Raw genomic sequence first — 21,620 nt, forward strand, 5'->3', positions numbered from 1 at the left:
TCATGTCAAAAACCTTCACTGCTTTGATCCGGATGACGTTTACATTCATTTGCCTGGTCGGCCTGGCCTCGTCAGTTTCTATCCTTTTCCCCGCCACCGCGTCGGCCCAGCGCATGCAGAAATGCGCCGATGAAGGCGGCACGTGCCGCCTGCCCTACCCCTCGGAAGTGGTCTACGGCGCGCGCGGCCAGACCACCTCCCGCTTCTTCGATCGTCGTTCCGTGCCTTGCTCGAATCGCGTCTTCGGCGACCCGGCGCCCGGCCGCGACAAGGCCTGCTATATCGTGAAGCGCGGCGGCGGTAACGACTATGGCGACAACGATGACGACGACGACAATTACGGCGATGATGATTACGGCCAGGGCCGCGGCAGATGGGTGGCCTGCGCCCGAGAGAATCAGTTCTGTGATTTCCGTGGCCGCCAAGTGGTCAGATACGGAGCGCGCGGTCGGTTCACGCAAGGCGTTTTCAGGAACGGCGTGCGCTGCGGCAACGATGCCTTTGACGAGGATCCCGCTCCCCGTGCGAAGAAGACCTGCTACATCAGGAAGTAGACTGGTGCCGGCATGAAAGGGGGGTGCGGCTTTGAGGCCGCGCCCGGAATCCGGGATCTTGGTGGGCGATGACGGGCTCGAACCGCCGACATCTTCGGTGTAAACGAAGCGCTCTACCAACTGAGCTAATCGCCCGCTCCGGCCGGACCTTTAAGCGGTCGCAACCGGCTTCGCAAGGCCAAATGAACAGCTGCGAGCTTAGCCGCACAGTGGTTTTCGCGGGCAAAGTGCCGCCCGTCAAAAAACCTTCTCCTGTTTGCGTTTATGCTGTCCAGCTGCGCTTGACACCCGGTGGCGAACCCCTTATCCACCGCCCCAACGACGAACACGGCTGACACGTGCTCGTCCAATGCGCGGGTGTAGCTCAGTTGGTTAGAGTGCCGGCCTGTCACGCCGGAGGTCGCGGGTTCGAGCCCCGTCACTCGCGCCATTAATTTCAAGGGGTTAGCTACCGCCCCTTGAAAAGTTTCAACTCTCATTCTGCGGAGAGTTTCAACTTTCTGTATTCGTTCCGTTCCAGGCCAAGCAGCTTTCTGCCCTTGCGGCGGCTGGCGTCAGCTGAGCGGACGGCGGCCAGATTGACCGGCATATAGGTCTTCTGCAGCGCCTTGTTCCCGTCGATCGAATTGCCCATCTTGGCCGAGATTGCCTCGACCGACGCGCCTCCGGCATTTGCCTCGACCGCGCCGGAACGCCGCATGTCCATCAGCCGCCGCTTCTCCGATGTCCCGAACACCAGCGTGCGCAGATCGGCAAAGTCGTCGACCAGAGAATCCTTGGTGTAAGGCACGCCGGCGCGCGGCCGGCCGCCCTTCGGGCCCGGCGCGAAACCGCGCGAGCGAAAGATCGGCGCATCGTCAAGCAGGGTGACGCCTAGTGATTCGACATAGGCCAGCACCAGGCGCTGCGTGCGTGACGACAGCGTGCCGAAAGCCGCCTCGCCACTCTTGCTGCGTGCAATCAGAAAACCCCATTCCTGTGCTGTCTGCATTGCCTGCGCCGGTGTGAGCGTGCGTACGTCGACGGGTGAGAAGCTCGTGTCCCACGCAACGGCGATGACGCAGGCCAGTCCGCGGTAGCCGGCGCGCCAGGCGCCCTTGACCATGCGCACCGCCTCGCCTGCCGTCCAGGTCTGGTGGCGCGGTGGTGGCGTCTGGCGGCGGATCGCCTGCGATGGGTCGGAGCCGGGCGGGCATAGCTTCATGCCGGCCATGACATTATAGAGCGAACGCCACGTCTTTACGGCACGGTAGGCGATGTCGACACCTTTGACCCGGAGCAGACGGCCATACCAGTCGTCGAGCAGCTCGAGGGTGATGTCGGCTGGCGGCAGGTCGGCGAAGTACGGCTCGATGAAGGTCCAGCCGCGTTCCCAATCCTCGCGGGTGCGCGGTGGCTTGCGCTTCCATGCATCCATGCGGCGATAGCGTGCAAAGGCGTCTCCGATGGAATCCTTTGGCCATACATGCAGGCGCGACGGCTCCCTGCCCTTGCGGAGTTCCTGCCAGCGGTCTTCCCACTCCCTGGCTATCGTCCAAGCCTCAGGCCCGTCGATTCCACAGGAAATGCATCTGAAGCCAGCTTCGACCATCTTCGGCGTCGGCAGCCAGTAGCCGTACCTGCCCTTACGGATGACGTAGTGCTTCAACTTGATCTTACCCAAGGGTCGCCAGCCTCGCTCTTGCAATGTCAATGCTAGACTGCCCGCCGGATCCCGATCCTGCAAGACCCGAGCGTCGATCGAGCCAGGAGTCGATCGCAACCAGGTCGTAGTTGCCGGTAATTGGGCAGGACTTGGGAAAGCCTTGATCCTGCAACGAGGGCAGCAATTCCATGAATTCCCGCAGCGTCAGGTGCAGATAACGCGCCGCCTTGATCGCCGGTACCAGCCGCGGTTGCACCGGGAAGCGGATAGATGACGGTTGTAGTGTGTGGGTTTGGCTCATGACACCACAACTCTATTCACCATCCATCGGGCAGGGGATGGGCGCCTTGTCGCATAGCATGCGATTTTCCTACTCCGTGATCTCGTTATTCCTGCATCGAAGGTGAACGAGGCTTAGAATAGCGGCCTTTCTCCCCCATGCCTATTCATCCAATTCTTAATCGCAGAATCGGCAGCCACAGGGCGAGAATACTTATAATCGGCGGCTTCGGAGCCGCTACGCCCGGGCGCCACAGGCGGCATATTCGCGGCACCAGCTTTCCTGATGCTCTGCCCTAAATATCGCGGATAAGGTTATGGTTGAATGAGCCAGCGTTAGCTTTGACGCCTCTAGACAGCTGTTATTCAAGATGATGAAAAGAAGGAATTTCCGCGCCCAATTGAGAGAATGGAGCGTCCACTGGTAATCCCGCTTTTGCTCGGCTCGATCAAGGAGGTCGCGGGGATCGGCGACAGCTTGGTAATCAGCCAAACGTGAAGCAGAATACCTCGACGCCGGGGCCAAAAAATTCGATGTCGAATTGGCGATCTACGATCGGCCCTAGTTGTCGGATAAGCTGGAACAGGCGTTGTTCGCTTACCGTTCCGTTGCCGTGTTCATCAACGTCAAGTCCGTGAGATCCGCCTGGTGGGTGACCATCGACAAGGACGCGGAACTCTACGGACGATCCCGGCGATGCCGGCCCCATAACAAGATGCAGATCGCGGGCGTGAAAGCGGTACGTTATGCGGCCATTGGCCCTTTTCGCCGACACGCCGTCGCTTCCCATGATCCAGTCGCCCGTAAGCGCCCATTCGTTCGGGCGCAACTGTGCCGGCGCTTCGAAGAGATGCGGCTTGTTGCGAATTACTCCGCCAAGGGACGCAAAGCCTTGGGTACGTTCATAGCCAACATAATTTTCCCGAGACTTCAGGTTGGCTTTGTCGGCTGCGGCTTCGAGGCCGCGCGCATCGACCGACACCAGATCACTGCCTCCGACCTCGTTGCCACCCTCTGCCAGCAATCGCTGAATGATCTTCTCGGACTCGTTGTAGGATCCTTCACCGAAATGCTGATCACGCACTCGCCCTTGAGCATCGATGAAATAGAATGCCGGCCAGAAGTTGTTGTTGAAAGCGCTCCAGATCGCTCCCTTGCTGTCGACGGCGACGGGATAGTCGACCCCCAGCGCTTTCACCTCTCGGCGGACGTTGTCGATGTTCTTCTCAAACCGGAACTCCGGCGAGTGGACGCCGATCACGACCAACCCCTGGTTTCGGTATTTTTCCGACCAAGCGCGGAGATAGGGCTGTGCGCGCATCCAGTTGATACAGGTGTAAGTCCAGAAACTGACAAGGACGACTTTTCCACGGAGTGCCGTCGGCGTCAGTGGTGGCGAATTGAGCCACTCTTCGGCTTGCGTGATTGACGCCAACTCCGATTGGCCGGCAAACCAGCCGAAAATCGAGCCCTGGACGGATGAGCCCTGCGATCCTTTGGAACTCATCGATAGTCCCATAGCGTCGGCCCCAAAACTGCCATTCGGCAGCCCAATCGAAGTGATGAGTAGGAACGAGGCCAACAAGAGGTTCGTCTTCATGCGCGAACTCCCTCCATGGTTTGATTGTGGTCTTCCGCGCGGAAAATTGATGGCGGGCTTGCCCGCCATCATTTTAGGCGCCGTTCGCGGGGGCAATGACGGGGACTATTTCATCCCGCCGAGGGCATTCACGTTGGCGCAGAACTCGGCGTAGGGCTTGCTCATCGCCGCGTCGTTGCATTCGCGCATGATCATTTCGCGCATGGGCTTCGGCTTGGCCATGAAGACCGCCTTGAACTCAGGCATAGGCTTCAGGGCCTTCATCGAGGCGTCAGTGTAGAATGGCCCGATGTTGTCGACGACGTCGAGTGCGCCGGCGAGGGCTGTGCTGCCGACACAAAAAAGTGCAAATGCACCGAGACCAATCGCTTTGATGTTCATGGTGTAGACCTCTCTTGTTTTCGCCATCGTCCCAATGACGATGGGCGTCCAAAGGTACATCTGACGAGGGTCAGAAGTGATATGGAGATGACCTACGCAATCTTTTGGATGCTATTGCACGTTGGTATCGGCAATACTTTTGTACCGACGCCCACCTCGCCGCCCGATTGCCGTCCCGAATGGAACGCCGCGCAATTCCCAGCGCTCCATCGACGTTTTGTCGATCAGCCGCCAATGCCCGAGGCAGGTGCCGGCATTGGCGATAATGCCTGAAACCCGCTGGTGTACCTCGTGCGCAATCGATGCGGTCAGAGCAGCACAGGCTCATGATCCGAGTAGTGCGTGCAGTTCGGATCGGACTTTCTCCAGCGCCCTGGCTGCACTCACAGCCGGGGTCATTTCTTCACCCGAGGATCATGCCCGCAGCGGGAACCAAGATCCACAATCCGAACAGCGGAATGAGTATCCACCGCGCCTGATTGACGCTGACTTCGTTCTTCGTTTTGATGATTGCTGCGACACGTGAATTGCTAAGCCCTTGATCGCGCATGGCATATCTCCTGTGTTGAATGCGCTAGTAATCGACTGACGGCGGCCGCAAATCCATTGAACGATAGTGTCGGCAATACTTATGTGCTGGTCTACGAATAAGTGAAGAGTATCGCTGCCAAGAGAATACCTCAGATGCAGTCGGTGATCCTCGGGTGGCCCGCAGGCTCCGATCCTAATCGGTCCTATCTCTTGTTCCTCGAGCCAATATCCAAAGAAATCCAATAAGTGAGGACCTCGCGGGCAAGCAGGAGCAACAGGGCAGCCTTAATCGCCGCCATTTTCCAACACCTGCTGGCGTTCCTTTGTAATCGCGCCGTTATCAGGTGGTCCTGACAGACGTCACCGTTCAAGCGCGCCTAACCAGAAGCCAGGCGGTAAGCTCCGGCGGACACGTCACCATCTCCAGCAGTGAAAAGGACCCCGGGGAAGCCGGAGACGCAGTATCGCAGGCCACCATCCCTCACGAGATATTCACCCTCTCGTAGTCGGCATATTCGAAAACGCAGCGATTGTGGCCTCGAGAGATACATTCAACGCGTTGGAAAAGGTCCTGCCCCTCTGCCAAATCGCAACGTAGTGATAGAGCGCGGACGGTTCTACTGGCCTTACTCCCAGCTGAAACGCCGCGTACTCACGCGCGATGATCTCGTTTGTGATCGAAATGCCCAGGCCAGCCGAGACGTATCCGGCTTCGTGACCGTTGCAATCGAATTCCACCAGTATGTCTGGCTCAACGCCGGCGAAGCGCAAGGCGTTGAAGTTCATTTGATGAGCGGCGAACTGGGGATCGATATCGACGATCGTCTCGCCTGCCAGGTCTTGCGCCTCGATACAGGTCTGTTTCGAAAAGCGGTGGTCGGGATGGAAGATGCATACGTTGCGAGCCGACCCAAGCGGCGCCCACTCAAACAGACGTGGATCCAGCGGCAGTCTCGAGATGCCGAGATCGGCACGGCCGGCCAGGATGTGTTCGCCGATCTGCTCGTAGCTTCCAGAAATCGACCGGACATTCGAAGCGGTCTTTGAGTGGATGATCGCCACGACCTTGGGCAAGGTCACGAAACCGAAAACAGAAGGCGCGGCAATCGCGATCCGTTGCTTTTCCTCGTTCTTCATTGCGAAGATCGACGCTTCCAGCCGATCCAGGGACGTCAGGGCAAGTTCCACGTTTCGCAGGAGTTCCCAGGCTTCCTGCAAGGGGACGATGCGGTTGGCTGATCGCTTGAACAGTGTGATGCCGAGCGTGGTCTCGAGCTGCTTCACATGTTGACTGACGGCCGGCTGGCTTATCCCGAGCGCAACCGCTGCTCGCCGTGTCGAACCGGCCCGCAACACTTCCCGGAAGACCTTCAACTGACGGAGCTTGAGGTCGCTCTGCAGAAGCTCCATCCCCGCGCACCTTTCCCTGACAACGCTACCCGGGAAGCGGATCACGCCAACCTAGGAGCAACGAACCGCCTTAGTATATAACGGTTGGTTATAGATTAAATAATAAAAATTATAGATTGAGTGTGTAATTTCAAGCGCTAGAATTAGCCAACACCCTAAATTAACTCCAGATTACAAATATAACAATCCGCAACCTTGGGTTATACGACTTGGTCTGAGTGACAAAGGCCGGCGTAACCTTCGGTAATTGCGAGTCGAGGAAAGCGCCCCATGGGTGGTTTTACTACTCAGTTTGTTGTCGCACTCACCGTGACCATCAGCCTGGCCCTAGTCAGCGGCTGCCTGGGTACGGCATTTGGCTTGTTTTTGGCGATTTCGAAGGGCACGGCAAAACCGCGCCTCAACGCGGTCGTGACCGCCTACACCACAGTCGTCCGGGGTGTACCAGAACTTCTGATTATCCTGCTCATCTACTTCGGCGGAACCACGCTCGCCAGCAAGATCGCCGGCCGGTATGTCGAGGTGAACGCATTCACCGCAGGCGTTGTCGCGCTCTCGGTCGTTTTCAGCGGTTATGCGACCGAAGTGTTTCGCGGAGCGATCGCGGCGGTGCCAGCGGGTCAAACCGAAGCGGCAAAGTCGCTTGGCCTGAACGCCTGGCAACGCTGGATGTTCGTCATCGGACCTCAAATGCTGCGGCTGGCGCTGCCTGCCTACGGCAATCTATGGATCTCGCTCTTCAAGGATACCGCACTGGTTTCGATCGTCGGCCTGACCGACATCATGCGCGTTGCGTATGTGGGGGCCGGATCCTTGCGCGCACCGTTGACCTTCTACCTTGCGGCCTCCGCTCTCTATCTCTCGCTGACCACCGTCACGCTGCTTTCGATCCGGCTGGCTGAGCGGCGCTATCCGGCACTCGGCCGGTAGGAGGGAGCGACCCATGAACCTCGGCTTGATGTTCGACGCAATGGTTGTCCTGCCTTCGGGCGTTGGTCTCACATTGACCCTGACGGTCCTGTCGCTGACGGCCGGATTTCTTCTGTCCGTGCCGCTGGCCTTCATGCGCGCTTTCGGACGCCCCGGCCTCTCGCTCTCGGTGCTCTCATACACCTATGTGATCCGCGGAACGCCGATGCTTGTTCAGCTCTTCTTGCTCTATTACGGCCTCGCTCAGATCGAGGGGGTGCGGGCCAGCATCTTCTGGGTCATCCTGCGGGATCCTTTCTGGTGCGCCCTTCTGACATTTTCGCTGAACAGCGCGGCACACACCACCGAGATCCTGTGCCGTGGTCTCCAGTCCGTGCCTAAGGGTGTCACCGAGGCGGCCACGTCTCTCGGCTTGAAACGCTTCCAGATCGCTCGCCTGGTCACCTTCCCGATCGCTTTCAGGATATCGCTCCCGGCCTACGGCAACGAGATCGTCGGGATGATCAAGGGTTCGTCCCTTGCGAGCACCGTAACGCTGCTCGAGATCACCGGCATGGCGAGACAGATGGTGTCGACCACGTTCGCGCCGTACGAGATCTTCATCGTCGCCGGAGCGATCTACCTATCGCTCACCTCGATCGCCGTAAAAGCGATCCAGCTTCTGGAGCGATGGCTTTCGACCGACGGCCATCCGGTGCATCGACGAAAGCAGCGCTTGCGCCCGGCCTTGCCTGATCACGAGATCACGATGCCACCCCTGCCCTGACGCCGCGGCTTTTGAACTGCCCTTCCCATCCAAACCAACGAAGAGGTGCATCATGCGCATACCCGTAGCTATTGCCGTTTCTATCGCGTCCCTGATGTCGGTATTCCCGGCCGGCGCGCAAAGCCAGCGCGTCATTTCGATCGCCTCCGAAGGTGCTTCGCCGCCTTGGGACTCTACCGACGCGAACGGTCAACTTTACGGCTACGATATCGATGTCGGACAGGAGCTGTGTCGTCGCATCGAGATCAAATGTACCTTTGTCCCGCAGGATTGGGACGGGATCATCCCGGCACTGCTTGTCGGCAAGTTCGACGTGATCATGTCTGGCATGGCGATCACGGAAAAACGCAAGCAGAAGATCGCGTTCTCAGTTCCCTACGCCACCGGCTTCAACCAGTTCGTTGTGCGCAAGGACCTGGGTCTCGATCCTGGCGACATCAAGCAGAAGGTCAACCTCTCGAGCATCGGCGACAAGGAAAAGGCGACAATCGAACGCCTCAGATCGACACTCGCCGGCAGGGCGATCGGGGCCTTGCGCTCGTCAAATTCGGAAGCAGTCGTGAAGGAAATGCTGGGCGATGTCGTGACCATTCGCAGTTATGACAGCCAGGACAACATGAAGCTCGATCTTGCCGCAGGTCGCATCGACGGCGGTCTGGCCGACTATTTCACCTGGCGGGATTTTCTGGAGACGCCTTCCGGCTCGGATGTGGTGTTTTTCGGCCCTGAACTGAAAGGCGGGCTCTGGGGACCAGGCGTCGGCGCCGGCATGCGCAAGGACGATACCGACCTTCTCGCCAAGTTCAACGCGGCGATCGACGCGGCCACCAAGGATGGGACGATCAAGGGGCTGAGCCTGAAATGGTTCAAGAGCGATATCTCGCCGGCCATCTCGCAATAGGCGGCAACCGACTTCGACATTGACGTGGCGCCAGCTTGAACGCTGGCGCCCTCCCCTCCTTCAAGGCGAGTTCCATGAAAGACCAGTTCTGCGCGGTCGTTACCGGCCAATCCCTGATCAAGCACGACATCCGTGACCTCAAAGACGAACGCTTCATCGCGGTTACGGACTTTCTGCGCCAAGGCGACGTCGTCTTCACCAACTTCGAGTCGACGATCCTCGGCAAGCACGGCGGGTGGCCGACCAAGGGCAAATACTTCGGATATTCCAGGGCTGAAGTGCTCGACGCATTGCAAGCGATCGGTTTCAACGCGCTTGCGCTCGCAAACAACCACGCCTTCGATCTCGGAGCTGGCGGCATCCTCTCGACGCTGGAAGAGGTGGAAGCGCGCGGTTTCCTGCATGCCGGCATCGGAGCCAACGAGACGGACGCGAGGAAACCGGGCCGCCACCGGCTGGGCGCGTGCGAGGTCGCGCTTCTGGCGATGGATGCAGGCCCCGGCCCGACCAACATGTATGCCGAAGACCGCACGGCCTTCCGGCCGGCTCGGCCCGGCGTCAATCGTCTGAACACCGTTCGCAAGATGGGGGTGCCGGACGGGCATTTCAGCAGACTGGCAAGGCTGGGCGCGCATTTGCAAAGCTCCCCCTTTGAACTGGCCAATTATGCGCAACCGGAGGACCCGGTGGCGGTGTCGGCCGGCACGGAGATCAATTTCTACGGCACGGTGTTCACGCAAGCCGCAGATTTCGGCCGTCTGATCGAAGTCGATCAGCGAAGCGCGAGTGTCCACCTGTCCGCCATCCGGCATGCCGCGGCACAAGGCGATTTCGTCATCGCCTATCTGCATCACCATCATTGGGAACCAGGTTGGCAGGACGTGCCGCGCTGGGTGCAGACCTTTGCCAGGATGTGCATAGACGCCGGCGCCAACCTCTTCGTCAGCCACGGCGCGCCGGTGCTGCAGGCCGTGGAAATCTACAATGGCTCGCCGATCTTCTACGGCCTCGGAAATTTCCTATTCCACGTGCATCCCGGCGAAACCGAATGGGATCCACCGGAAGTCTGGCAAAGCATCGTCGCCGCCTGCCGCTATGATGCGGGCGGAAACCTCGCAGAAATAGACCTCCTGCCCGTTGCGATCGGCGCGGAAGCTCAGTCTCTCGGATCGGCAACGGGCAGATTGGTACCCGTCGCCGTCACTGGAAGCGCGGCGCGAGAGATCCTCGAAGGATTCGCGACCCGCTCGCGGGCGTTCGGCGTCGAAATCGAAATGTCCTCGGCTTGCGGCCGCATCGCCCTGCCCGCTGCCCAAAAATTCGGCTGACGGACCCGACCTGTCGTCAGAAGGTCCTGCATTCGGCCGGCGGGGATTCGCCGGGCGTCTCGCTATCCGCCTTTGTGTCTAGCAGGGCCAGTTCTTCTCCTAACGCTGCGATCAGGGACGAGACGCGACCGCGCACACGCGGCGGAAGGTGCACAAGCCCCTCGATCAGGCGCCGCCCTTCCGCGCTGGCAATGAAATCCAGGCGCTCATCGACCGGCAGGGGCCGCGCCTCGATGCAGGTCTCATCGTTTCCCGGCAGGCCGTCGAAGAAGCGGCTGACGGGAACGTCTAGCGACGTAGCGATCTCGTAGAGCATCGACGCGCTCACGCGGTTCCTCGCGTTCTCGTATTTCTGGAGCTGCTGGAAACTGATGCCGATGGACCGGGCAAGTTGGGCTTGGGAGACGTCCGATTGGACGCGAATCGTCGCAATCTGCCTGCCGACATGCTGGTCGGCGGGATGAGGGTCACTCTCGATCTTTGGCTTCGGCCCCGTCCGAAGGAGAACGGAGCGTTGCGGTTTCAACAAGGCCTTTCGATCCTCCACTAGTCAGCAGATAGAGAGTCTGTCGCGTACGCTCCGGGCTCTTCGCACCGATGTTATCTACAGGTCGAATCGCCGTTTAATATACCTTATTGGGTGCAAAATAACCCTATAGGTGGCAAAGAAAATCTGCCTGCCGATTGTGGACTCATGGTCAGTCCACGACAGATTCGAGCCGCACGAGCCTTGCTTGGTTGGTCGCAGCAGGAGCTTGCTGACAAGGCAATTGTGTCGCTGAATGCGCTGGCCCGGTTGGAAAACGGCAAAGTAGATTCTCGGATCAGCACTTTGCAGGCCATCGAGGCGGCCCTGATAAAGGCGGGCGTCGAATTCTTGTCCGCTGGTCAAAAGGGTGAAGGTGTTCGGCTCTTAGATCCTCAGGTTTGAATGTCCCGTTCGCGGAAAGATAGGGTTTCTCGCAATTGCAATCTCCACAAGTCCCCTCCTGCGGGTGACGAGAGGCAAAGTCGTGATATTGTCGGAATCAGCCATGATCCGAGCTCGCTGAAGTTTGGTTGTGGTTGGCCTGGGCAGATGCTGCACCATCCGTCCGTCAACCAGATTGCAAATTGTCTAACGTCCGTCATTTAAGCTGACATTCGCTCCAAAGTCAACCAAAAAGTCTGATTTTAACTGATGAGCCAAATTTCCGTGGAGCAATGCAGAGGCGCCAGAGCGATGCTAGGCTGGAGCCAAGCTGAACTAGCAGAATCTGCAAGTGTTTCGCGCGCTACGGTTGTGGATTTCGAACGAGGATTGCGCGTCCCACATCGCAACAACCTCGGTGCCATTCGTGAAGCGCTCGAAGCTGCCGGTATAGAATTTATTCCGGAGAACGGCGGCGGTGCTGGCGTGCGCCTGGCCAAACGGCGCTAGCGGCGGCGAACGCACCGTTTCGTGCGATTTGCCCAAATCTGAAGCCATCCTGGTGTGCGAATTGAAGACAAATACTTCGGTTTAGGTGACCCGTTGCAGACACCAACTTCCGGCCCCTTGGTAGTGTGCTGAGAGTTCTGCAAATTCGCTGAGAGGGGGCGGTCATGGCAGGCTGGTGATTGTTCACGTCACCTGATTCCCGCGAAGGAACGCCACCATGACCAAGACTGAAGTTAAGACCGCCAGCGCTGCGAGCGCCTTACCAAACATGGCACACAGCGACCGCACTGACGGAAGCCGGTGCGGGCATAGCGGCCGCAGCTGGTGGAAGATCCGATGAGTTGCTGCAGAAGCGGCTGGTTCTTGCAATCGGCGAGCATCTCCCCTTTCGTCTTGTATTGGTACGGATTGACCAGCTTCACGTTCAGCCCTGCGGCATTGAGTACCTCTTGAATCTTCGCGAGGTAGAACGGATGGGTCGTGCGTGTGCTCAGCGAACCAAGACGCATCGGCGTTAGCGGCACGTTGAGGCTGATAAACCCGTTCTCGGGGACGAAAAGCTCAACAGCCGCGCCCTTCCCGTAGCTTTGGAGGCATGTTGCGGCGAGAATCCCTATACCGAAAAACATCATAGATCGTGCGCGTTGCGATCTTTCCGACGGCCCCGGTGGTGAGGCGTTGTGATTTACTTGCAGGTGCATCGCCTGCTTGGCAATCCGCTGAGCGAAGGCGCGTTGGTCGTGCTTGTCGCCCTTGGCAATCTGGCTGACCAAGAAAGGCACGTGACCTGCCGCCACAAGATCGATCGCACCGATTAGGCTGTCCATGCCACCGGACAGCAAGCAGACGACATCTTCGTTACGGACTTTGATCGGATTGGGCGGCCCCGGGAGGTATCCTCCTTCGATGAATTCCAGCTTCCAAATGTCGGCGGTCAAGAAGCGAAGAGCTTCCTCAAGTCGCGGCGCGGCAGTGTTCCAAAAATGTGGATCGATCACAGCAACCGTTAGCTTGATCTGACGTGTCCATCCATCAGCGCTTGTCGTTCGGGTTGTGCTTTCGTCTGCGGCGATCACGGAAAGCGCGATCGACAAGAAATCCCAGGCGCGTGCCGCAGGACTCAGACCGAGCGCTCGTACTACCGGCGGGATTGTTGCTCCGACAGCTCCGATATTTGGCGAGGGTCGATGGCCGTACAGGACGAAGGGGGTATCAATGCCGAGCGGCAATGGCGTCCCGGCTGGAGCGCAACCAACTGTTGTCATAGGTAGCTCTCGAAAATTTCGAATGTGCCGCGCAGGATCGCATTGGACATCGCCGTCGCATTCTGTCTGTTCATTGGCTGCGCGGCTCGCTGCGCCCTGAAAGCACGGGCTACCTCCTGACGCACATAAGACTTCATCTCCTGCAGCCGTTCGACGCCTTCCGAATAGGAATCCGCCTTGTCGAGGACCGCCTTTCCGACATCGAGTTCGATACGATGAGCAAGATCGTGCGCGATATAGCCCTCAACCACCGCATCGATCTGCGCCGCATTCAGATTTGTGAGTTCGGCGTTAGGATCTGTGTCGAGCAACTCAGAGAGCGATCGGGACACTGAATCGCGCGCTGCCTCGCCATCTTGAGTTCCGTCGACGGGAGCAAGTGCGCTGGCAATAATATCTGCGATTTCGCTCTGCGATTTGCCTACGAGTTGTGCCGGGTCCACCGCCACTCCTGGCGGGATTGGCGTTCCTGTCCGGAGCGCGTCGAGCACGCCAAAGAGCCCGCCTGCTCTCTGGGCCGTTCCGCCCATACGCCGCGCGGCCGTGGATGATCCGCCGAGACCGCTACGGGAATAATGACCAAGGCCACGCCTGAGGTCATCCTGCGAGCCGCTACGGGCGAAGCGCCCAAGATTGGTGCGCGCCTGCTGGAATCGCCGCGGCGGCGCTTTCGGAACGGGTGGCGGCAACGGCGGAGGCTGTGGAGGTTCAGGTGGTGGAGGCGGCGGCGCAGGCGGCGATGGTTGACCGGGCACTCCGGGAACGGCGGGAGTCGGTTGCGGCGGCTGGGGTTGCGGCNTGCGGCGGCTGCGGTTGCCCGGGCGCTGCCGGAACCCACTCGGGAACTAGTGGGACATCTTTACCCGGCCCACGGCTAGACGTGGAGGTGCCCATTATTTCCCCGCTTTCTTCGACGCCGCGGCGATGGCTCTTTTCACAGGGTCCTTGATATCGGCTTTGCTTGCCCAGCCGCTCAAGACGGACGTTGCCCATGGCTTATCGGCAAGCAGAGGCACAATCGCCGCCGTAAGTTGCGGGCCAGGTAGCCCAGCGAGAAATCTTGTGATCGTCTGGACATGTTCGCCGGTCGCTTGGGCAAGCGTCAGCAATCCGAACAACTCGTTCGGTGTGCCCCATGTATTGAGCGTTCTGGACCGCCCGAGAATGCGCTCGGTAATGATCCCAAGCTCTTGCGCAGGAAGAGCCTTCAGTTTCGTGCCGACAGCCGCGCTCTCCGCGTTGAGCTTTACGACAGCCTCAAGAAGTTCTGCGCCTTCCGACGAAAGCCTGTCGGCTGCTGTGATGATCGGCGTGTGCTCTCTGCTTACATAGACCACGCCTTGCAGATTCAGATCTGCAAGCGGCGGCTGCAGCGCCAGCCACTCGCGTACGAACTCGCTATTCCAATCCCCTTCGAGCTTCGGGATTTCCGCATTCTTGCGGGCAGCTTCCTCCCAAGGTGCCAGAAAGACCGGCTTTCCATCGCTGCTCTCGTTGATGGCGGCAAGGAGCTCGGCATATGCCTTTTCCGATCCGCAGCGCTCGAACAACAACATCTTCGCCAAGGCCGTCTCGTCCACGCTGACCTTCTGGGCACGAGCCATCGACATGCGAATGGATAGTGTGTTCAGAAAACGCTTTATCAGGCGAGGATTACCCGCAATCTTCGACGAAGTCGTTAGAATCGGAGCGATGCGGTCTGCCAAATCCAGTTGGGCCGACAGGATAGGCGTGGCCCCGGAAATCTGAGAGGCCACGAATGCGCGATCGACCCGCTTGCCGGTCCATGTTTCGCCAAGGCGTTCACTAATTGCAGTGCGAACCTTGTCGTTTTCTGTTTGCGGCAGCGTGCTGTTCTCGACGAAGAGCATCATGAGATATGCGCGGACGTCCTGCGTCCCGAGGGGTGGGACGCGAATTGGCACCTGGATCAGCTTGTCGAAGTAATTAGTGACTAGGTCATCATTCAGCGTCATGCCTTTGAAATGCGCGCGCACGGCCTCGCGGATGACAGCGTCATCGGCTGCGATGACAAACGCTGTCTTCTTCAAGAATAGAAAGAGTCGCATCGCCTCAAGCGTCGCAATCGCGGCAGGCGGAAGACAGCGATCGAGATCGTCGATCAGAACCACCAGGGTTACATCCAGCTCGCGAAGCGTGTCCTCCAAGGCATCGCGAAAATCATGAATGGCCTGCGGAGGTGTCGGACCTGCGGGAACGACCGCCGGACCCATCAAACCCTTTCCGCCTTCTGCGGCCTTTAACGCCACGTCAGCGGCTTGATCGATGTCTTTCTGACCTGCTGAGCCATCGAAAAGCCCTTTGAAAGCAGAAAGTCCTTCCGCCAGCAGCCCAATCGGCGGCAGGCCTACCGCGAGAGACGCCACTGTGGTTGCGCTTACACTGGCAAGGCGGAACCAATTTACGCGGGCAAGCAGGCCCTTCGCCTTTTCGACCGCCTTGCCGACAGTACCTTTCTGCTCCTCGGCCCGCGCCAGGATCGCGCGGGCGATAATTTCCATTAGAGCAGCTCTGGTATCGTCAAAGCCTTGATAGAGCCACGCGTTGAATTCGACGAATAGGAATTTGTCGTTGCTTTTCTCCCGGAGGGATTGCGCAAGCAGCTTCATCATCGACGATTTGCCGACGCCCCAGCTCCCAGACACGCCGAGCGAAAGTGGCCGACCATCGGCCTGTGCAATCATCTCAGCCGCGATGTCGGCGACATAACGAAAATTAAGAAAGTCACGATCAGTTTCGTTATCCGACCACATCAGCCCCCCCGGAGTACTTGTTCGCATTCGCGCTTTTGTATGTTTGTTGACCACAGTCTAGTCATAGATTTAATACAATGAAAGCGTTCGATCCGACTTGCGTGCACAACCCCTCTCGTGGCTCACTTATCCTCAGGGAAGGCCCCCAGACCGTTGTAGGTTACCCACCAGACATACGCTGAACCGAGGCAACCAGAACTCAGTACCCAACCCAAGTCAGAACCGGTGCCCACATGACCGAAATAAAACAGGAGCCGAAGATCGCTATACTGGGATGGGGTTCGCTCATATGGGACAAGCACCTGGAATTCGACGCGCACCATGACGGGTGGCTGCCAGGTGGCCCAGTTCTGCAACTAGAATTCTCTCGTATTTCCGAAAGCCGGAAAGGCGCGCTAACGCTGGTAGTCGACAACGAACACGGCACAGCCTGCGAGACTAGTTATGCTGTCAGCTCAAGGAAAAATCCGGATGACGCTGTGGCGGATCTGCGCTGCCGGGAAAGCACTATCCTGTCATGGATCGGCTATCATTTCGCTAACGGAAGCCGGACTTGTAGTCCGCAAGTTCCGGAGACGGTCGCTCCTTGGGGTGCCGACAAAGGGTTTGACGTCGTAGTTTGGACGGGGCTGGCTAGCAATTTCAAGAAAGTTACACACAGGGATTTCTCTATTCCAAACGCCATGGCTCACCTGCAATCGTTGTCTCCCGAGGGCAAGGCTATGGCGGCTACATACATCTGGCGCGCGCCCGAGGTAGTAAAGACAAATCTGCGGACGGCACTCCAGTTAGAGCCTTGGTTTGCCGGCACGTGATGTGATTTCAACAAGCCGTTTCAGACCGCCGGCCACAGTGGCACCCCGCACGGAAACACCCGCCGGCTAGCGAAGATTGAATTGCGCTATCGAGCCTGGATCCGGGCGTCAACTATCGAGCATCGCGTACGAAACGCGGGAGCCAAAGACCTGTCCAAATTTCCCCTGCCTGATTCATGCTATCACGAGGGCCAGAAGACGTCGCACCGACTCTCGAAGGAGGAGGTATGGATAAGTTCGTGTCGTCAACTAGAGCATTGATCGGCATCAACCTGGACTCTGAAACAGCCGGACGCCAGGCGATCGCAGGTTTCCTTCTCCAGATCCTGCGGAGCATCAAACTTGGTCTGGACATGAGCCTGACTTTGTCGCCGCTTAGCGACGGCACTCAGATGGTCCTTCACCTCGAGCCAGTTGACGGTGGCGACCATCAGGTCGTTGGCGGTCCGCGAGACATCGTCGAGCAGGTGAAGATGCGCGCCAGCCGCCGCAAATGGACAAGTGGTGAGATCGCCGCGAAAGTCTTTCCGGACCTGCTCAAGGCAGTTCGACTGAACGCCGACCAGCAATTCCGTTTCGTGACGAATAACGCAGAGGGGCTTGCGCCGCTCCAATCCTACCTCGCCTCGCGAGATCCAAACTCTCACCGCCGGCATCGCTGGGGCAATGCTCGTCTCACAACGGCCGCGTTCAAGCAGCGCCTGGCAGAGTCCGCCGGTCTCACCACTATAAGTGCCGAGCTGCAGCATCTGCTCGACCGATTTGAGATCGAGATCATCGCAGCCGAGGCCACTCAGAATGGAATCGACAAGGCGCTGACGCCCCTGCTCAAGCCAGGCGAGGTCGCCAGCGACAAGCGCTTTCAGCTTGTCGGGCAGTTGATGACGCTCTCGACGGATGGCGCGAAGTTGACACCTGCGGAGCTACTCGCGCTGATCAATCCGCAGGCCCATCGCCTACTCGCCCATATCCAGTCGTTGCCAACACTTCTCGCCCGTCATGTCGACAAGGATGCCGATCTCATCGGCTACGTGCCAGAGCAACAAGCGCGTCGAGCACTTCCGATGGTGACCTCCACCTTCGCGACCCTTTCCGGGGAATCCGGGCAGGGAAAAACCTGGACGCTCGCCCAGCTAGCGTTCAACCAGATCGCGAGCGGGGAGCTCGCGATCGTGATGCGCTCGCCCAAGAAGATCGAAGAGGTCGCCGACGGCATCAGCGAACGTATTTGGCAACCAGCACATTCAGAGCGCGGGACGATCGCGGTCATGGCGAAGAACCTGGGAGACGCGTTCCGCAACGACGACGGCATCTGGCTAACTGTCTATATTGATGACGTGCAGGATCGTGAGTTCGCGCAGCGACTCGCCCGATCGAAGTGGGACGAATATGGTGTGCGCGTCGTAGTTTCCGCCCAGCCGCGCATCACCTACGTGATCCAGTCGATCCGCCAGGGTGTTCAGGTCATCGATATCGGCAACTTCCGTAGTGCGGATCTGCATCGCTTCCTGAAGCATCACGGCCGTGCCGAGTCGTTGGAGACGATGCCGGACGACGTCTTCGAGTTGCTCTTGAAGCCGGTCCATGCGAGCATCTTTGTGCAGCTCCCGAAGCGCGTATCCTGGGCCGGCGTTTCCGAATATGAGCTCTTCAGTGCTTACTGGGAGTATGCGAGCCTTCAGGCGCGCGAACAGTCCGACCATCCAAGCGACAAATATGCCTTGCGGTCGCTCGCGGCTCAGTTGCTGACCGGGAAGAGCCACTATCCATGGCGCATCGCCGACTTGCGCGCGGTGAACCTCGATGATCAGGCGGTGTTGAGGCTTGAGCAGGTCGGCCTGCTTCGCCGGCCCGTGCCCGACCGCATCCTGTTTGCATCAGACCGGATGCTTAATTGGGCGATCGCAGAGTCGCTGGCGGACAAGATCCAGGAGGATGAGCTTTCACCCGCGCAGGCTGAAGCGCTTTTCGCCTCGATCAATGGGCTCCAGACAAAGAAGAAGGAGCCGATCGGTTCGCGTTTGGGCTATGTCTATTTCGACGCGCTGTGGCTGCTCGCGCGCGAATGTGAACCCGAATTCGTTGCCCACCTCATCTGGGAACATGTTGCGCGGCTTCCTCAGGATTCCCGCGCAGAGGATCAGTGGCGAAACGGGTTCGGCAGTCTCGGAGCCGAGATTCTGCCTGCGCTGGAGATTGTTGCGTCCGGTGCGTTCGATGAAGAGCGGGACCGGGACATCCCACGGAACATCCCGTTCGCCCTTGCGGCTGTCGCGGTGTCTGATCCTTGGCCGTTCGGGGAACTGATCGCCCGCCTAGTCGCCGCGGAGGTCGAGCGCAAGGTGGATATGGGCTTACGTGCGGCCCGCCTGGTTCCCGCGCCCGCCGCACTCGACGCGATCTGGAATGAACATCTCTCCCGCGCGACCGCCTACGATCAGGTCAGAGCTGGCAGAGACGTCGATGCGCGCGCGCCTGCTATGTTCCGGCAGCAGTTGAGTTCGGATGCGCTTCACCTCGCTATCAGCGCGAAACCCGGTTGGCTCGACGCCAAGCTTGCTACCGAGACGAACGTCATCGCGATCAATCAATTGGTCTGGATGCTCAAGGATGAGAAAACCGTCGACAGCGACCTGGCGGCGGAAATCTGGGAGCGGCATCGTGATCGGATCGTAGCGCTGATGCCGACTCCGAGCACCGCGCTCATCGAAGCAATCGGCTATTTTCGCGAATCGTCACTCACCCCTGTGCTGGATGCTATCCCGGACTCGGAAGACTGGACGCAAGATCGCGTCTTACGAAGCCGCGCCCGCCTCGCACCTCAAGACGCAATTCGCCAGATCGCGGAGGGCAGCGACGATTACGGTTGGAGGGCTGCTAACTGGTGGTTCGATGAGCTCGCCGCGGCGGACCCTGATGGGCTTGCTACCGCGATCCGCGCGCGCGCCGCCACCAGCGATGATCCGCTCACGAACATTATCCTCTATTACAGCTTGAATCCTGAAGCGATGGATGCACGGACGCTTGACGAGGTGCTCGACGCCTTTACCGAGAAGCTGCGGGTCTTCAATGACAACAACACCCACCCCGACGGTCTAGAAGGGCGGCTTCACCACCCGTTGAGCTTTCTGCCGCGCCTTTGCGAGCGTTGGCAGTTCGAGGCGTTGCGTAATCGCGCCGGCACAGAGCTGGAGGCGCAGCTCGTGCGGTTCGCCGCCGCCCGAAGGGGGCGCACGTCGATGACACGCGATATCACGGGCAACGAGTGCGAGCGGATTCTCGCAATGATCGCGGGGGACGGTTACGACGGGTTGGTCCTTGCGGAGCTAGCTAGGCCGAACGTTTTCGGTCGTCAGGACGGCTTCATCGCTGCACGCTGGTCTAGCGATGACCGGGTTGCGGCCGCGCTCGCAGAGTCGCCCGCTGATCCCGACACCCAATCCTTCGACCAAGTCGTGCGAATGGAAGCGCTGGCGGTGCACTGCTGCGACCCACAGCTCGAGGCGATGGTTCGTGCCGGTACTCCGATCTACGTGAACGCGGCAGAAATGCGCGGCTCGATCCATCGCGACATGTCGGGTTTGCGCACTCGCATTGCTGATCTACTCGCAGCGGGGGGTCCACAGTCGCGCGACATGGCTGCAGCCCTCACGGGCTTCCTCGAGGACGCCGAGGACGCACTCCCACTGGTCCCAATTTATGTAGCACCAGCGACAACCGACCACGTTCGGCACAGGATTCTGGCCTCCTTCCGCGCGCTTCGCTTTTACAGCCCCGAGCTACTCCCGCTTGCGCGCAAGATGCTTGCGGACAAGATCGACGAGGAAGCGCAGTTCGTCGCGACGTATTTGGCCGAGGCCGGCGACGATGAAGCGAGGCAAACCGTGATTGACTGGCTTTCGGGCCGAGACCTCGGCAGCGCCTCTACGTCGCCGAGGAGGTATCTGACGGCACTTCTCGATCATGCCGCCGGGAAAGCTGCGGTGGTGGAGTATCTTCGACGATCGCGAGCGAATGGTCATCTGGTGGTGGATGGTGGTCAGCTGCGGCTGCTCGCCGCTGCCGGCGACAGCTGGGCGCAAGAGGAACTGGTGCGCGCGAGCTATCGCTATTCTGGCTTCGACCGCGGGAATGCGATCACGGCCATCGACTATCTGCGGGAGGAAGAGCCCGACGAGGCCTATTTCGCCGCACAGCGACTACTCAGCCGTCATGCGGTCGCGACAGCGGCCGATCTCATGCTTGAAATCGACCCAGCGCGGGCTGGCCCCGAGCTACTTGAGCGCTATCGACATGCAAAGCCTTCGCTGCGCCTCCAAGTCGAACGCCGGCTGCGCGTGCATTTGGGAGGCGATGCTCTGGCCGCTCTCGTGACCCCTCTCGCGAGCGCCGCGCGCGCAAGTGACCGCAAAATAGCGGCAGGCTTGGCCGCTGCGGTTCCCCCTGGCGTCCCACTACCCTGGCTTCAGCAACTGGCGAGTGACGCCTCGCCCACTGTACAGCAAGCCGCCCGCACGGCGCTTCGTCAACGCCGCCTCGAAGCGGCAGCGATCGCTCACCGTGATCTTTTGTTATCGTCCCCAAAGCCGCTTCAGTGGGCGAAGGTTTCGACGATTCTCGAGCTGGTCGATCCGTTCTATCTCTGGGCTCGTGACGACCCCGCGAATCTGAGGGAGGTGTTGGACGCACTTCCGTTTGAGTTCCTCGAAGAGGGACGCCAGCTTCGCAAGAAGCAGCTCAAGCAGCGGGAGGACTCAGCCGCAAAGGCTGATAAAGATCATTGAAACCTCGGGGGACTGCCGTCAGCTATGTCCGCTTTCGGGAAGATTGTGGTTCGGTTCGGACCGAATGAGGCGCATTGCCGCCCGGCAGCCTTTGGGGCCGCCAGCGGACTATCCGCTTTGGGCATCGGACCTCGAAAAGCAGGCGCTGGAGTAACTTTCGGTCTGACGCGGTTTCCCGCAGCCGGACGATTGTGCTGCTGGAGCCATTGAACTTAATCGTACGTTGTCGTTCAATT

Annotated in this window: 20 protein-coding genes and 2 tRNA genes; 11 read left to right on the forward strand and 11 right to left on the reverse strand. The window is 59.3% G+C overall.

Annotated elements, in window-relative coordinates; genetic code table 11:
• Positions 1–2 precede the first annotated feature (2 nt).
• Entirely contained in the window at positions 3–554 is a 552-nt protein-coding gene (locus X726_RS158415) for a hypothetical protein (RefSeq protein WP_031214786.1), read from the forward strand.
• A 59-nt stretch (positions 555–613) separates the two neighbouring features.
• Here X726_RS158415 and X726_RS158410 read toward each other — a convergent pair.
• Positions 614–689 (reverse strand) — tRNA-Val (locus X726_RS158410).
• Between the two features lie 218 nt (positions 690–907).
• On the opposite strand from X726_RS158410, the gene X726_RS158405 reads away from it, so the two are divergent.
• A tRNA-Asp gene (locus tag X726_RS158405) sits at positions 908–984 on the forward strand.
• 45 nt (positions 985–1,029) lie between these two features.
• Here the strand turns inward: X726_RS158405 and X726_RS158400 are convergent.
• The 4 genes from X726_RS158400 to X726_RS158390 form a co-directional block, all read right to left on the reverse strand.
• On the reverse strand, positions 1,030–2,217 hold the full coding sequence (locus X726_RS158400) for a hypothetical protein (RefSeq protein ID WP_050588517.1): 1,188 nt from the start codon (positions 2,215–2,217) through the stop codon (positions 1,030–1,032).
• Complete coding sequence (locus X726_RS0134840) at positions 2,210–2,500, reverse strand: hypothetical protein (protein WP_050588518.1); 291 nt, start codon at positions 2,498–2,500, stop codon at positions 2,210–2,212. The genes X726_RS158400 and X726_RS0134840 overlap by 8 nt, the downstream gene beginning before the upstream one ends.
• A 463-nt stretch (positions 2,501–2,963) precedes the next feature.
• Positions 2,964–4,079: a redoxin family protein gene (locus X726_RS158395; RefSeq protein WP_023704336.1), complete on the reverse strand. Its 1,116-nt coding sequence runs from the start codon at positions 4,077–4,079 to the stop codon at positions 2,964–2,966.
• Between the two features lie 105 nt (positions 4,080–4,184).
• Complete coding sequence (locus tag X726_RS158390) at positions 4,185–4,460, reverse strand: hypothetical protein (RefSeq protein WP_023669154.1); 276 nt, start codon at positions 4,458–4,460, stop codon at positions 4,185–4,187.
• A gap of 87 nt (positions 4,461–4,547) precedes the next feature.
• On the opposite strand from X726_RS158390, the gene X726_RS1000000170400 reads away from it, so the two are divergent.
• Complete coding sequence (locus X726_RS1000000170400) at positions 4,548–4,733, forward strand: hypothetical protein (protein WP_156940624.1); 186 nt, start codon at positions 4,548–4,550, stop codon at positions 4,731–4,733.
• Positions 4,734–4,863: 130 nt separating this feature from the next.
• Here X726_RS1000000170400 and X726_RS1000000170405 read toward each other — a convergent pair whose 3' ends face one another.
• Positions 4,864–5,010 (reverse strand): hypothetical protein, encoded by a 147-nt coding sequence (locus X726_RS1000000170405; protein ID WP_023669155.1) that lies wholly within the window; start codon positions 5,008–5,010, stop codon positions 4,864–4,866.
• Positions 5,011–5,483: 473 nt separating this feature from the next.
• Complete coding sequence (locus X726_RS158385) at positions 5,484–6,401, reverse strand: LysR family transcriptional regulator (protein WP_023669156.1); 918 nt, start codon at positions 6,399–6,401, stop codon at positions 5,484–5,486.
• Positions 6,402–6,671: 270 nt separating this feature from the next.
• On the opposite strand from X726_RS158385, the gene X726_RS158380 reads away from it, so the two are divergent.
• From X726_RS158380 to X726_RS158365, 4 genes are all read left to right on the forward strand, one after another.
• The gene (locus X726_RS158380; RefSeq protein ID WP_023669157.1) at positions 6,672–7,331 is read left to right on the forward strand and encodes an ABC transporter permease subunit; all 660 of its coding nucleotides are present in this window, start codon (positions 6,672–6,674) and stop codon (positions 7,329–7,331) included.
• 13 nt (positions 7,332–7,344) lie between these two features.
• Positions 7,345–8,097, forward strand: coding sequence for an ABC transporter permease subunit (locus tag X726_RS158375; protein ID WP_023669158.1), 753 nt, complete (start codon positions 7,345–7,347; stop codon positions 8,095–8,097).
• 52 nt (positions 8,098–8,149) lie between these two features.
• Positions 8,150–8,998 (forward strand): transporter substrate-binding domain-containing protein, encoded by an 849-nt coding sequence (locus tag X726_RS158370; RefSeq protein WP_023669159.1) that lies wholly within the window; start codon positions 8,150–8,152, stop codon positions 8,996–8,998.
• A 74-nt stretch (positions 8,999–9,072) separates the two neighbouring features.
• Positions 9,073–10,326: a CapA family protein gene (locus X726_RS158365; RefSeq protein ID WP_023669160.1), complete on the forward strand. Its 1,254-nt coding sequence runs from the start codon at positions 9,073–9,075 to the stop codon at positions 10,324–10,326.
• A 16-nt stretch (positions 10,327–10,342) separates the two neighbouring features.
• Here the strand turns inward: X726_RS158365 and X726_RS0134850 are convergent, their stop codons facing one another.
• The gene (locus X726_RS0134850) at positions 10,343–10,855 is read right to left on the reverse strand and encodes a helix-turn-helix transcriptional regulator (protein ID WP_245272089.1); all 513 of its coding nucleotides are present in this window, start codon (positions 10,853–10,855) and stop codon (positions 10,343–10,345) included.
• A 165-nt stretch (positions 10,856–11,020) separates the two neighbouring features.
• On the opposite strand from X726_RS0134850, the gene X726_RS158360 reads away from it, so the two are divergent.
• Together X726_RS158360 and X726_RS1000000168685 are read left to right on the forward strand one after the other, a co-directional pair.
• Complete coding sequence (locus X726_RS158360; protein WP_023669162.1) at positions 11,021–11,257, forward strand: helix-turn-helix domain-containing protein; 237 nt, start codon at positions 11,021–11,023, stop codon at positions 11,255–11,257.
• A gap of 249 nt (positions 11,258–11,506) precedes the next feature.
• Entirely contained in the window at positions 11,507–11,746 is a 240-nt protein-coding gene (locus X726_RS1000000168685) for a helix-turn-helix transcriptional regulator (RefSeq protein WP_245265603.1), read from the forward strand.
• 233 nt (positions 11,747–11,979) lie between these two features.
• Here the strand turns inward: X726_RS1000000168685 and qatC are convergent, their stop codons facing one another.
• The 3 genes from qatC to X726_RS158350 all read right to left on the reverse strand — a co-directional run bounded on the left by qatC (position 11,980) and on the right by X726_RS158350 (position 15,785).
• The gene (qatC, locus tag X726_RS158355) at positions 11,980–13,011 is read right to left on the reverse strand and encodes a Qat anti-phage system QueC-like protein QatC (protein WP_023669164.1); all 1,032 of its coding nucleotides are present in this window, start codon (positions 13,009–13,011) and stop codon (positions 11,980–11,982) included.
• The gene (gene qatB / locus X726_RS1000000172360; protein ID WP_348626751.1) at positions 13,008–13,766 is read right to left on the reverse strand and encodes a Qat anti-phage system associated protein QatB; all 759 of its coding nucleotides are present in this window, start codon (positions 13,764–13,766) and stop codon (positions 13,008–13,010) included. Before qatB ends, qatC begins: the two co-directional genes overlap by 4 nt.
• A 138-nt stretch (positions 13,767–13,904) precedes the next feature.
• Positions 13,905–15,785: a P-loop NTPase fold protein gene (locus X726_RS158350; protein WP_023669166.1), complete on the reverse strand. Its 1,881-nt coding sequence runs from the start codon at positions 15,783–15,785 to the stop codon at positions 13,905–13,907.
• 233 nt (positions 15,786–16,018) lie between these two features.
• Between X726_RS158350 and X726_RS158345 the strand changes: the two genes are divergently transcribed.
• Positions 16,019–16,600, forward strand: a complete 582-nt coding sequence (locus X726_RS158345) for a hypothetical protein (RefSeq protein ID WP_023669167.1) — start codon at positions 16,019–16,021, stop codon at positions 16,598–16,600.
• Positions 16,601–16,827: 227 nt separating this feature from the next.
• On the forward strand, positions 16,828–21,384 hold the full coding sequence (locus tag X726_RS21440; RefSeq protein ID WP_023669168.1) for a hypothetical protein: 4,557 nt from the start codon (positions 16,828–16,830) through the stop codon (positions 21,382–21,384).
• Positions 21,385–21,620 lie beyond the last annotated feature (236 nt).

It is taken from the genome of Mesorhizobium sp. LSJC285A00 (assembly GCF_000503155.1).
Classification (GTDB): Bacteria; Pseudomonadota; Alphaproteobacteria; order Rhizobiales; family Rhizobiaceae; genus Mesorhizobium.

Excerpts from the sequence above, each read along its gene's own strand:
- X726_RS158385 (WP_023669156.1), bottom strand. The coding sequence starts at position 6,401 with ATGGAGCTTCTGCAGAGCGACCTCAAGCTCCGTCAGTTGAAGGTCTTC.
- X726_RS158370 (WP_023669159.1), top strand. The coding sequence starts at position 8,150 with ATGCGCATACCCGTAGCTATTGCCGTTTCTATCGCGTCCCTGATGTCG.
- X726_RS158395 (WP_023704336.1), bottom strand. The coding sequence starts at position 4,079 with ATGAAGACGAACCTCTTGTTGGCCTCGTTCCTACTCATCACTTCGATT.
- X726_RS1000000170405 (WP_023669155.1), bottom strand. The coding sequence starts at position 5,010 with ATGCGCGATCAAGGGCTTAGCAATTCACGTGTCGCAGCAATCATCAAA.
- X726_RS1000000170400 (WP_156940624.1), top strand. The coding sequence starts at position 4,548 with ATGACCTACGCAATCTTTTGGATGCTATTGCACGTTGGTATCGGCAAT.
- X726_RS1000000168685 (WP_245265603.1), top strand. The coding sequence starts at position 11,507 with ATGAGCCAAATTTCCGTGGAGCAATGCAGAGGCGCCAGAGCGATGCTA.
- X726_RS158415 (WP_031214786.1), top strand. The coding sequence starts at position 3 with ATGTCAAAAACCTTCACTGCTTTGATCCGGATGACGTTTACATTCATT.
- qatC (WP_023669164.1), bottom strand. The coding sequence starts at position 13,011 with ATGACAACAGTTGGTTGCGCTCCAGCCGGGACGCCATTGCCGCTCGGC.
- X726_RS158365 (WP_023669160.1), top strand. The coding sequence starts at position 9,073 with ATGAAAGACCAGTTCTGCGCGGTCGTTACCGGCCAATCCCTGATCAAG.
- X726_RS158350 (WP_023669166.1), bottom strand. The coding sequence starts at position 15,785 with ATGTGGTCGGATAACGAAACTGATCGTGACTTTCTTAATTTTCGTTAT.
- X726_RS0134840 (WP_050588518.1), bottom strand. The coding sequence starts at position 2,500 with ATGAGCCAAACCCACACACTACAACCGTCATCTATCCGCTTCCCGGTG.
- X726_RS158375 (WP_023669158.1), top strand. The coding sequence starts at position 7,345 with ATGAACCTCGGCTTGATGTTCGACGCAATGGTTGTCCTGCCTTCGGGC.
- X726_RS158360 (WP_023669162.1), top strand. The coding sequence starts at position 11,021 with ATGGTCAGTCCACGACAGATTCGAGCCGCACGAGCCTTGCTTGGTTGG.
- X726_RS158390 (WP_023669154.1), bottom strand. The coding sequence starts at position 4,460 with ATGAACATCAAAGCGATTGGTCTCGGTGCATTTGCACTTTTTTGTGTC.
- X726_RS158345 (WP_023669167.1), top strand. The coding sequence starts at position 16,019 with ATGACCGAAATAAAACAGGAGCCGAAGATCGCTATACTGGGATGGGGT.
- X726_RS158380 (WP_023669157.1), top strand. The coding sequence starts at position 6,672 with ATGGGTGGTTTTACTACTCAGTTTGTTGTCGCACTCACCGTGACCATC.
- X726_RS21440 (WP_023669168.1), top strand. The coding sequence starts at position 16,828 with ATGGATAAGTTCGTGTCGTCAACTAGAGCATTGATCGGCATCAACCTG.